The following is a 10978-nucleotide window of genomic DNA, read 5'->3' on the forward strand; positions in this document are numbered from 1 at the left end:
TGCGCGCGGTGTTGATGATCCGGTAGCTACGCTCGTACAGTTCGTCTTCCCACTGCCGGTACAGTTCCGAGCGCTGTGCGGTCGGCGTCGGCTGCGGCCGGGTGCGGACGTGCCGGTAGAGATCCTCCAGTTCGGTGCGCAACCCCTCGCGGGTCAGCAGTGGCCAGTCCCCCTCGGGCAGTTCGATCGGCCTCAGAGCGGGGAGATCGGGGAAATGGCCAGGCCGCGCTGCCGCCAACACCCAGTCGCTGCCGTCGGCGCGGTCCACGCTACTTTGCCACCACAACTGCGCCAGATGCGAGTGAAGAACTCGCTGAACGAGGTACCGGCTCTCGCCCCCCTTCAACAGTTCGGCGACCACGGCGTCGATTCTTGCCGACTCCGTGTGGTGGACCGCGTAACTGTATGAGGCGCTGGCCATGATGCGGCGGGCATGGATGGTCACCGCATACGGCAGCGGCTGGCCGGGATAAGCGCTGCGGTGCTCGGCTGCGCTGTGTTCGAGTTCGGCAAGGGCTGCGATCAACCTGGAGCGCGCCATCAATGAGGGACTTGGTGGATCGCTGATGTGGCCCTGGAAGTCCTGCAACTCGAACAATTCCCTGCTGGTGATCAATGGCCAGGCGCTCTCCAGCGGCGCGCCCACCCGCATGATGTCCAGCAGTGCCAGCGCGCGGGCCTGCTCGGGTTCGCTGAGAACTTCGAGGTTACGTTCGAGGTGGTCGACCTGCTGGCCGACTTCGTTCCAGAATTCGTCCCTGGTCGGGGGTGACATGTGAGCTGTAGTTTGGCGTATCAGCAACTGTTCGAGTGTCTCCAAGCTCGACCGCCACTCCCACCGGTTCACCGTAACTTCGGCTTGGGCTGCTGCCGGGCCGGGGACGATCCGGACCGCGCGGCCGCTGTGCCAGTTCTGGTGGGCTACTTCCTGGTTGATGATGGCTTGCACGTCGACAGCTCTGCCGACGGGGTCGAGCAGCCGTTCGAGGTTGAACAGCGCGGCAACCGCCTGCTGCGCGCGGTACAGCTGACCTGCGTTGAGACCTGCCTGGCCGGGGCCGCGGAGAGCCTCGGCCAGGACATATGCCTGCTCGCGGCACTCGTACACCCATCGGGTGCCATCGTCATAGGATGCCGACGGGCCTGATGCGACGCGCTGGGCGAGCTCGGCGATCCCGGACAAGAACTCTTCAGAGGTGTGTTCGACGACGATGTCGATGTAGCTGGAGTATCGGACCTGCTCCAACCCGGGTGCGTCGGCGAACAGCGGCCATACCCACTTCGGCGGCACATCGCCGCGCCGCACCTTCTGGTGCCACTCGCGATTCAACTCCGGGTTGCGGATCCGGGCCCACATCGCGTGCTCGTGGTCACCGCGCTCGATGACGTCGGTGAGAGTCCCCTCGAGGCGGTCGACTTCGTCGGGACTGAATGCACCGTTGGCGCGGGCGGCGGCAGCGATACGGGTTGCCAGGCCCCGGATACCCGGGTCGACGACCGGCCTCGTTGCCGAGTCCAGCATCATCGGCAGAATGCGTTCAGAAGCGATCGCCGCTTGCAGCTCGTAAACGGCGTCCACGACCTGCTGATAGGTCGGATCAGGGTCAGCCAGAATCGTCGTGAGGTCGTTCTGATGGTCCACTGCCATGAGGTGCGCCTCCAGCGGGTCGTGAGTAGGTCGGGGCGGTGCTAAGGACGCGCTGACCTCGTTGACGCTACGACCCGAGAAGGCGAAAATGTCGGTCACTCACACTCGCGGTGTGGATTGAGGATTATGACGCCCGACACATCGACGGTGCTCGTTCGAATGGGCTGGCGGCGGCACGCGGCATGGTCGCAATGCGCCGCATCGGGCACCGCGCGAACGACCAAGCGCGGCAGCGCGCCCTCGGCATCCAGTGCCTCAGTGATCGCCGACAGGTGCTCGCGCTTGGTGACGAAGAATCGGCCGCCGATGCTGATCCACAGATCCCGCTGCTCGGTGGGCCGGTTCTGCCCGGCGGCGGCGCGGACCAGATCATCGAGCTCCCACCACCGGGGCCCCGAACTGACGGCCACCGCCATCAACAGTCCGTGCTCGGCAGCCGTCTCGGCCCAGAACCGGCAATAGCTCGGCCGCGTCCAACCTTTCAGCGGTGGAAGCATCTCCACACTGGTGGGTACTGAGTCGATAGAAGCCGACGCGCCTGCTCCGGGGACTCCGAGCTGTCGCCGCGCCACCGGGTACGCCGCGCCGGTCTCGGCTTCACGTGCGGGAATCGCGGCCTTATGACGTCGGTGTTTCGTCATTGCGTACTCCATCTCGCGGAACGGCCTGCGCTAGTCCCGCCATCAAACCAAGTGACCAGGAAAAGAACTGCCACTATGGGATTCGGAGACGCTCGCCAACCGGTATATGACAGAAATTCTGTCATGTATGACAGATTGCCTTACGATGGCAGCGTGGATATTCGCTCCGATTCCGCCCGGATCGCTTCGCTGCGCTTCGTCTACCAACAGTGGTCGTCCCACGCCGAGATCCCCGCGGTCGCCGTACGCAGGATCGTGGAGGTCGCCGGCCACGACTACGACCCCACCGCGGAGCATGTCGCGCTGGGGGCCGACGCCGAACTCACCACCGAGCAGCTGGCTGCCGAACTCGTCGGTGAAGAGTTCACGGTGATCCTGATGGGCCGCTGCGAACTGGGAGAAGTGCCCCGATGGGTGGATCCCGATCCGGATCGAGTCATCGCGGCGCTGATAGACCCCGACGGGAAGGTGATCACGCAGATCAGCGCAGCCCACTCCGCGCAGGCGACCAGCAAGTACGTCCGGTCGCTCAGTAAACGCATCGCCGAACTCGAGGCCCGACGCGCCGCGATGGTCCAGCTCTCGGGCCCGGCACATTTCAACACGGTCTCCGGCCGCCGTATTGCCAAGGCCGCCAGGGTCTCCCACGACACCACCAACACGCTGCGCCGCGCCCCGCTCACCGCACACGCTGTCGCGATCCTGGCCCGCGATACCCTGCTCCAAGCCGGGATACTGGCCGAGTCCAGCGGCGCCTCGGGCGCTGAGGGTAGGGCCGAGGTGACGCTGGGCGATCTCCAGTGGCCTGATTACGTCCATCGCGACGTGTGGCTGCATCTGCGTGACGAGGACAAAGCCGAACTGCTACCTGCTGTCGAAGCTGCGCTGGCAGACGTCGGACTCACCGTGCAGAACGGCCGCCACATAGTCGCCACCGGCCCATCCACCCGCTGACCCCGCGGAGATCTTCGACTGACCAGGAGCACGCCCGGGAACAGGAGTAGAGACGTGGCCACCCTGAACGAGCAATACAGCGAGGTCATCGCCGAACTGCAACGCCGTGGCACGACCCCAGGAGCGAAACCGGTGTGCGACTGGGCGAGCGCATCCCCCAGCTCGACGACCAGGTCCGCACGGTCCCCGATGACGTCCACCGGCAGGAGCTTTCACTGCGCAGCCGCGAAGCCCGCTCCCTGCTGGAGAAGGCGATATGGGAGTTCGAGCATCCGACGATCCTCGGGCCCCACGCCGACCGAGCGCGGCCACGTCACGGAACACGAGTGGGACGCGGCGCAGGAGATGGAAGAGTCCGAACACTAGTCGCCAGGGTTGGACTGGTCGATTCGGTCCAATTTGTCGACGAGATCGGCCGCGGACTGGGCCACCACATCCGGCAGCGCCCCGAAAGCGATACCCATCTGAAGGTGCTCGCTGCTCGCCAGCAGTCGTTGGCGAGCCTTCTCATCAGTGGCCGCGCCGGCACCTTCTATGATCTCGATGGCCATGTCCGCGATCTCGATGGCGCACTGCCAGAACTGCTTGGCCTCATCTCGCTCCGCCGAGGTCAGGTCGTCGGGGAGGTCGTCTCGATCGTGCTGCTGGTGAGCCCATTCGGAGCACTGCCTGAGCCGAGCGATGTCGGCAGAGATCTGGGTGATCAGGTGGTGGGCGTAGTAGTCACGCCACGCGTGACTACGCGGCACCATATGCGGCTCGAGTTCCGAGCCGATGTTGAGTTCGGCAGGTCCCGGATCCTCCTCGTACAGAAGGCAGTTCGCGGTGCAGGAGTAGAGGATCGTCAGGTGCGGTTCCTTGTCGGTCACAGTCTCCATAGTGAAGGCCGTACGCGATTGGTGGGGCGTGATGGCGGCAGTGCGGATTAACAGACGTCAATCGCTCAAACGGCTTGCTCGTGCCTATTGCGACTCACCCGGTGACCGGTGCCCACGGCTCGATCGTGCCCGCCGACACTCACGCCCTCGCCCGGGGAGTTCCCGTCGCAGATCTGCCCGCGGCTGAGGCAGCTGGCCGGATACGCACACGACAATGCCGCCGAAGCGCGATTCCGACTGCAGAAGACTTCCATCATCGGGCTGTCTGGACCGGCAGCAGGCATATCGTTGCGAGGCATGGCAACAGCAGAGATTTCGATGGACGATGCCCTGTTCGCGCATGTGCAGGAGGCGGCCGGGGAGAACCTGTCGGAGTGGATCGCCAAGGCGTGCCTGCATCGGCTGCTGAGTGAGGGCGTGCGGGCCGCGGTCGTCTGGGAACGTGAGCACCCAGACGAGGCCGCTGCCGCGCGGGCCGAGGAGGCGGCACGGCAGCTGGAGGTCGAGGCCGAGGCCGAAGCCCGCTATCAGGCAGACGAAGCGGCCCGCCGCCGCGGTGGTGACGGTGCCGAACCCACCCCAGAGGAGATCGCCGACGCCGAGGCCCGTGTCCGCGCGTTGTTCGAGTGAGCCGACCGGAAACTGCGAGAGCAGCAGGAAGGTGGGCAGTGAACCCGCGCTTCCTGAGTGCGGCTCGCGGCTAGAGTGCGGGCCGCTCGGTCGGTTGCAGGAGTCCGGCGGCTCGGCAGCCCAAGCATTCCCATGCGGATGCGCCGCGTGCGGCGGCGTCGGCGACGCGGGCTGGTGCCCGAGGACAGTTCGCCGCCGCAGTCTGGGCAGGTGCTGGGCAGGTGGTCGCGTGAGTTGACCGCGATGACGAGGTTGTCGATCGGATAACCCACGCTGGCCAGTGCTTCGGCGGCGGCCGGTTCCAGCCGATGTACCAGTCCTGCACCTGGGCGGGCCGCAGCGCAGCCGGCTCGTCGGGTGCCCAGATCACCTCACCGCGGTCAGCGTCCTGGGCGGCGAACTGCTCGGGAATCCGGTCGCGATGAGCCGCGTAGCTGCCCAGCGCCGCGGCGCGCCGACTCGCGTGGCCACTACCCTCGCCCTCGTCGGAGAGCTTCACGACCGCGGTGAAACCCGACAGCCGGGGCAGGTTCCGCCTGGTTGGTTAGCCTCATCGCGGGCGACGGTCTTCGTCGCGCCGAGTCGTCGCGGCGCCTGGGGTAAGCGGTCAAGAACGCTGACTCTGGTGCGGGGACAGGCGCGGCGGTTTAGTGCCAGTTAGGGGGCGCTCAACTCGGTGTTGACGCACGGTGGGGTTGCCGAAGATCGCGAGTATCGATGCCACAGCGGTGGTGGGGTCGCAGTCAGCGCGGCAGGTGAACAAGTCGATGTGGGCGGCGCGATATTCCGGCCATGTGGATACGACGAGATGAGATTCGCCGAGCACGATGACCGCGGTGGTGCCGTGGGGGACGAACGTGACCGGCACGACGGCATGCACCGTACAGCCGAGCCGATCGACAGTCGCGTGCATCGCGCTCATCAGCGCGTCGGCCGACGGTTCGATTGTGCAGTCGCTGAGGTCGTAGAGGCGGTGGATCATGTCTCTGTCGCCGGTCATGCGATGCGCCTGCCAGGGTGTTCGACTGCTGCATCGAGTAGGGCGGCGAGGTAGTCGACGGTGTAGGCGCGGTGCAGGCGGCGAGGTTCGTCAGCCCACCGTGCTACTTCCACCCATAAGGCTTGCAGGGCGGGGTCGCCGTGTTCGTCGAGTAACCGGTCGAGGTCGAGGAACGCTTCGGGGAGATCGGCGTAGGCCTTGCCGTAGCGGACGTAAAGGGTTTTTGACAGTTTGCCGCCGCTGCGGTCGAGAATCAGCGGAGTGAAGAGGCTGATCGGCCAGTTCTGGGCAGGCACGCCGAGGGTGGCCAGGGCGGGGGCGAGGACGTGGGCGTGCCAGGCGCCGCCCCAGTCCGATCCGTCGATCGAGATTGAGCACGCTTGGTACTGGTCGCGTTCGGCCGCCAGCAAGAACCCTTTCTGCGCCGACCGCACCGGGGTGTTGGCGTCGAACCAGCCCGCGGTGCCGGCGATGTCGATCGTCTCGCGGTAGTTGCCGTGCAGCGGGCAGCGCGAATCCAGGTGCACCACACCGTCGCCGGTAGAGATCGAGAGATGATGGGCGGACTTCTCCATCAGCCGACACTGTGGGCAGCGGGGCCGGATGCGGACTATGCCGTCGGCGGGCGCGACCAAGGGTGCGAATCGGTCGCGTTGGGAGGCGATGCGGTAGAGGCATTCCCGCACGGCTGGCAGTTGCTGGTAGACGGTGTAGGGGCGGAATTCGTAGCGGATGCCGCTGCGTGCCGACGCCCAGGCCAGTAGCCGGGTGAAGCCGGAAATCCGGTCGTTTGGGTCGAGGTCGCCGTGGTCGATGAGGTCGGCGACGGTGCGCACGTAGTTTTCGCCGTCGATGGTGATGTGCTCGGCGGGCGCGTTGTCCAAGGCGTCGAAGACCACGGTGGCGGGCAAGCGCAGGTCAGTGGCGAAGCGCTGAGCGAGAGCGAACACGCACATGACGGTGACTACGGTGCCGACGTGCGGGTGTCCGTTGAGTTGCGCGGCGGTCGTGATCCTCAGCTGGCGGGCGCCGGTGGCGGCGGCGCGAACGAGGTCGGTGTTGGATTTGGTGAGGTGCGCGATGCCGACCGGCGCGAAGATCAGGTCGTCAGGGGCGGTGGCCATCATGGTCTCCTTCGGGTTCCGGAATAGATCCACACGGCGGGAAAGTCGGGGTCGGCGCTGTCGACGCGTTCGAGCTGTGCCAGGTCGAGCTCAGCGGCGTGGGCCGCGGTCTGGTACAGCGGCGCGGTCAACGCCACGCGCCCTGTGGCGTTCGCGGCTTCCCAGTTCGCGCCGGCTACCCAGCCGCCGGGCGCGGTGAGCCGGTGCAGGGTGGCGAATGCGTCGACGAAATGCGTCGTGTTGCTGCACAGTCCGAGCAGACCGAACTGGGTGACGAGGTCGAACGCTGCTGCGGGAAGCATCGGATGCTGGGAGGGGTCGGCGCAGAGACAGTCGGCGTCCACGGTCGCGGCGAGCGTGCGGCAGCGGGCGGTGAACGCGGTCGGGGGTTGGCCGCAGAGGGCGGCGACGGTGGCGTGGACCGGGTCCGGGGTGGCCGCGGCGGCCAGTTGCCGCAGCAACTGCAGGCGATGGGGATCGGCATCGACGGCGATCACGCTGTCGGCGGTCAATGCCAGCGCCCACATCATCGTCTGTGAACCGCTGCCCAAATCCACCCACCGCCGCACCGGGGGAATCGAGCGCAGCATCGCCAGTATCTGTTCGGTGCCTTCGCCGTAGCGGAACCGGTCGCGGTAGTGGCGCGCGAGGTATGCCTCGGCTTCGGTAGGCCCGGTCGATGAGGCGTTCACGGCTGTCGCCCGGTCACCGCGCGCAGCTCCCACAGCCCGCCCGGGCCTGGGCGCACCCGGATCTCACCGAATCCCGCGAGCTCGAATGCGGCCGAAAGCGTGGTGTGAGTGAGTAGTTGGATGTGGGTTGTGGTGGTGTGCACGGTGTTGCCGTGACCGTCGAGGTAGGCGAACTCCAGCCGTAGCCGGTCACCGAAGCGGCGCTGGCGGCGGCGGCGTTGCACCGCGCCGCCGACGGCGGGATCGAACCAGCGGTCTGCGACCCAATCGTCGTCGGGCACCGCTGGATCGAAGAACCGTGTTGCGGTGTCCGGGCCTGCGTCGGTGGTGACAGCGACTTGAGCCAGCAGCTGCACACCGGTCCGGTCGGCGGCTGCATGCAGGGCGGCGGCCACGGCGGTGAGAGGCTGTTGGTAGGCGAGCTGGTTGAGTGCGGCGTTCGGTACCACGACCATGTCGACGTCGTCGGGCAGCCTCAGCCGGTTCAGCAGCCCCTGCACCACGGACAGGCGAGACTCGGGGATCCCGACCTCGTGGGCGTGCTCGGCGGCTTCCTTCAGCATCGCCGCGTTGGCGTCCGCGAGGGTCACCGACACATCGGCGCGGGCGTAGTCGGACAGAAAATGTCCGCTACCACAGGGAACCTCGACGAGATGGCGGCAGGTGGCCAGCAGTTGGGCCAATCCGTGGGGCCGGGGCACACTGGTGGTTTCGGCCCTGCTGAACACCGCGCGCTGGTCGTAGGAGGCCACCACCGTGGTGGTCTCTGCAGCAGAGGCGTCGCCGGTGGCTGCGGCGTTGTAGAAGGCGGCGTGCTGCTGGCACACCGGGTGGACCAGGCGCCCGGCGGTGGCGATGCGAGCGGTATCGATGACCGGGTCGCTCGCGCCGGCCAGGGCGACATCGGCCAAGCGCACAAGGTAGTCGCGGATGCGGGCGGTGTAGGCGGTCGTGGTCGTCACCGGCACCAGGGCAGGCAGTGCGTCCAACCGCACGTGCCCGATACCCGCGACCATGTGCGGGTGGTCGCCGGGCTGCTGCAGCGGCCCCGCGGTCGGCAGGTAGCCGGGCCCGTACCCACAGGTGGCATCGACGATGACCGCGCCCGGCCGCATGCGGGCCAGGTCCTGCTCGGTGATCATCGGCGGGGTGTCGTAGGTGGAGATGAGAATGGCGCCTATCACCAGATCCGCCTGCGCCAGCGCAGCGGCTCGCGCGGTGTCGGTGTTCACCACCACCTGCACGCCAGCCGGGGCGTGCGCGGTGTATTCGGCGGCCGACGCAGCCGTGTGGGCGAGCACGGTCACCTGTGCGCCGAGCCGGGCGGCGGTGGCCGCCGCGGCCGCCGCGACGTTACCGCTGCCGATCACCACCACCTGCGCCGGTGGCGCATCATCGATCGCGGCCAAGAGCACTCCTCGGCCGCCGAGGTGGGATTGCAGCGCCAGCGCGCCGTGCAGCACCGCCTGTACGCCCGCGATTTGCCCACCCGCGACAGCGAGCGGAAAACGACCGTTCTCACAGAGGAATTCGTAGGAGTACGCCGTCACTCCCGTCGAAATCAGCTTCTCCAGCAAACGGGGGTCGCCTTCGGCATGAAACAGCGCGCCGATCGACTGGCCTGGCCGCGCCTGGTGCAGATCGGCCGGATCCGGTGACTTGTAGCGCAGCACGAGCCCGGCCGACCACACCTTGCCTTGACCGACGAAACGCACACCCGCCGCGGCCAGCTCGGCGTCGGAGATGAACACGCCCGCGCCGATGCCGGCTTCGGCGAGCACCTCGTATCCGGCGGCAGTCAGCGCGGCCGCTACCGCGGGCGTCAGCAGGGTGCGCCGCTCCCCCGGTGCCGACTCGCGAGGAAATCCGATCGTGTTGCTCACCGCTGTCAACCTCCACCGCATCTGCCGAAATCCGTTGGCTGCATGAAGGATCCGGCACCCAGCGGGTAGATGACCAGGTCACGATCCGGCCGAAAAAATGCGCGGTGGATCGCAAGGTTTCACGATCAGGACGAAAACCCCAGCACCAGAGCACCCCCGTGGTGGAAATCAGCGGACGGCTAGACTGCCCTGCCATACAGCAGGCCGCCGGCTCGCGCCGTGGTGGCGACCCGGTCCCGGCGAAGGAGACTCGCAGTGCCCGACCTGTTCGACGACATCGGATTCCCGGCCCCAGCGCCGCGGGTGCTGATGTCGCTACACGCCGAGTACTACGAACTGATCATGGCCGGGCAGAAGGTGTTCGAGTACCGCAAACGGTATGCCACCGATGCCCCCTCCACCTGGATCGTGTACCTCAACGCGCCGGTCTCGCGGCTCACCGCGGTTATCGATCTCGGTGAGCCGATCACCGGCAGCCCAGCCGAAATCGCCGCCATCGCCGAACACGCCCGACCGGGCAACGGCGAACCGGTCCGCTCCTACCTCGAGCCCGCTGGCCGGGGTGTCGCGCTGCCGATCCAGCGGGTGCGCGAGTACAGCGGATTCACCGCCGACGACTTGGCTGCTGCGCTCGGGAAATGGCATCCGCCGCAGGGCTATATCCTCGTCGACCGCAACCCCGCGCTGGCTGCGTTGTGTGACGAGCTGGCCGCCGGAGCGATTGTGCGCGAACTACAGCTCCAGCCGCACGCCTCCGCCGTACCCTGAGAGGCAGCAGGAAAGGGGGCCGGTGCACCGATGACCAGACGACACCGCCCGCCTACTCCACCTGACCACGACCGGTTCGTATCTCCTCTCCGCCGAGCCCGCCTCGACCGGCACCAGACTCTCGAGCAGGTCTGCGCCAACCTCGACCAGCTCTCCGGTGACGGGTCCTCGGGAGTCCACCCGGGAATGTTGTCGAAGTGGGAAACCGGCGTCCACCACACCAGCCCCAAGTACCGGCGGATGCTCAGTGACTACTATCGCCAGCCTGCCGAACGACTCTTCGCCCACCAGGACCAGCAGCCCCGGCACGAACCCGACGCACCGCGACTGGTGCTCACACACAACGAACTGCAGCAGGCCATGCTGGCAGTGATCGACGGAGCCCGCGACTACCTCGTCGGCACCGGCTCCCGCTCTCGCGACCCCGCCTATCTTCAGGCCATCGAGCACGCGCTACTGCACCGCCCCCGGCTCGTGCACTACCGGATCCTGTTCGGTCCCCCGCGCAACCGTGTGTTCACCGAGCACCTGCTGCGCTTGGTCGAGCTCCGCGATCCGGGAGACCGTTCTCTCGGTGTGAAGACCCTGCACATCAGCATGATCGACGACCCCTACTACTACGAACGGCACTTCATCGCCTCCGAGCGCGCCGCAGTCGTTTCGATCCCTTCGCTGACCTCGGCCGAAGCATTCGACAGCGCGCTCGTGCTCGGCCCCACGGCCGGCGCCCGCTACATCGAACACGCCCGACAGCTGTACC

General features: G+C 67.1%; 11 protein-coding genes. 4 read left to right on the top strand and 7 right to left on the bottom strand.

Features of this window, described 5'->3' with window-relative positions; translation table 11 throughout:
• Both ON27_RS30525 and ON27_RS30530 read right to left on the bottom strand, forming a co-directional pair.
• Positions 1–1648 (bottom strand): hypothetical protein (locus ON27_RS30525; protein ID WP_043735503.1); only part of this gene is annotated, 1648 nt, incomplete at its 3' end.
• A 95-nt stretch (positions 1649–1743) separates the two neighbouring features.
• The gene (locus ON27_RS30530; RefSeq protein WP_157227435.1) at positions 1744–2289 is read right to left on the bottom strand and encodes a hypothetical protein; all 546 of its coding nucleotides are present in this window, start codon (positions 2287–2289) and stop codon (positions 1744–1746) included.
• Positions 2290–2442: 153 nt separating this feature from the next.
• Between ON27_RS30530 and ON27_RS30535 the strand changes: the two genes are divergently transcribed.
• Positions 2443–3243 (top strand): hypothetical protein, encoded by an 801-nt coding sequence (locus tag ON27_RS30535; protein WP_157227436.1) that lies wholly within the window; start codon positions 2443–2445, stop codon positions 3241–3243.
• A 362-nt stretch (positions 3244–3605) separates the two neighbouring features.
• Here ON27_RS30535 and ON27_RS30540 read toward each other — a convergent pair whose 3' ends face one another.
• A complete protein-coding gene (locus ON27_RS30540; RefSeq protein ID WP_157227438.1) occupies positions 3606–4112 on the bottom strand; it encodes a hypothetical protein in 507 nt (168 codons plus the stop codon).
• Positions 4113–4418: 306 nt separating this feature from the next.
• Between ON27_RS30540 and ON27_RS30545 the strand changes: the two genes are divergently transcribed.
• Positions 4419–4751 carry a hypothetical protein gene (locus ON27_RS30545; protein ID WP_157227440.1) on the top strand — a complete coding sequence of 111 codons (333 nt, stop codon included), beginning with the start codon at positions 4419–4421 and terminating at the stop codon, positions 4749–4751.
• A gap of 607 nt (positions 4752–5358) precedes the next feature.
• Here the strand turns inward: ON27_RS30545 and ON27_RS30550 are convergent.
• The 4 genes from ON27_RS30550 to ON27_RS40870 are packed head-to-tail and all read right to left on the bottom strand — an operon-like array spanning position 5359 to position 9450.
• The gene (locus ON27_RS30550; RefSeq protein ID WP_063711396.1) at positions 5359–5733 is read right to left on the bottom strand and encodes an S-adenosylmethionine decarboxylase family protein; all 375 of its coding nucleotides are present in this window, start codon (positions 5731–5733) and stop codon (positions 5359–5361) included.
• Positions 5734–5747: 14 nt separating this feature from the next.
• Positions 5748–6875: a hypothetical protein gene (locus tag ON27_RS30555; protein ID WP_218003071.1), complete on the bottom strand. Its 1128-nt coding sequence runs from the start codon at positions 6873–6875 to the stop codon at positions 5748–5750.
• On the bottom strand, positions 6875–7567 hold the full coding sequence (locus ON27_RS30560; RefSeq protein WP_043735518.1) for a class I SAM-dependent methyltransferase: 693 nt from the start codon (positions 7565–7567) through the stop codon (positions 6875–6877). The genes ON27_RS30555 and ON27_RS30560 overlap by 1 nt, the downstream gene beginning before the upstream one ends.
• Complete coding sequence (locus ON27_RS40870) at positions 7564–9450, bottom strand: class I SAM-dependent methyltransferase (protein WP_063711395.1); 1887 nt, start codon at positions 9448–9450, stop codon at positions 7564–7566. The genes ON27_RS30560 and ON27_RS40870 overlap by 4 nt, the downstream gene beginning before the upstream one ends.
• A gap of 255 nt (positions 9451–9705) precedes the next feature.
• On the opposite strand from ON27_RS40870, the gene ON27_RS30570 reads away from it, so the two are divergent.
• Both ON27_RS30570 and ON27_RS30575 read left to right on the top strand, forming a co-directional pair.
• The gene (locus tag ON27_RS30570) at positions 9706–10218 is read left to right on the top strand and encodes an ASCH domain-containing protein (protein ID WP_218003072.1); all 513 of its coding nucleotides are present in this window, start codon (positions 9706–9708) and stop codon (positions 10216–10218) included.
• 30 nt (positions 10219–10248) lie between these two features.
• The coding region (locus ON27_RS30575; protein ID WP_157227442.1) for a helix-turn-helix domain-containing protein at positions 10249–10978 on the top strand (730 nt) is incomplete at its 3' end.

It is taken from the genome of Nocardia asiatica NBRC 100129 (assembly GCF_000308415.1).
Lineage (GTDB): Bacteria > Actinomycetota > Actinomycetes > Mycobacteriales > Mycobacteriaceae > Nocardia > Nocardia asiatica.

Bases quoted from the DNA above. Each gene is read 5' to 3' on its own strand.
- ON27_RS30530 (WP_157227435.1), bottom strand. From the start codon at position 2,289: ATGACGAAACACCGACGTCATAAGGCCGCGATTCCCGCACGTGAAGCC.
- ON27_RS30545 (WP_157227440.1), top strand. From the start codon at position 4,419: ATGGCAACAGCAGAGATTTCGATGGACGATGCCCTGTTCGCGCATGTG.
- ON27_RS30550 (WP_063711396.1), bottom strand. From the start codon at position 5,733: ATGATCCACCGCCTCTACGACCTCAGCGACTGCACAATCGAACCGTCG.
- ON27_RS30555 (WP_218003071.1), bottom strand. From the start codon at position 6,875: ATGGCCACCGCCCCTGACGACCTGATCTTCGCGCCGGTCGGCATCGCG.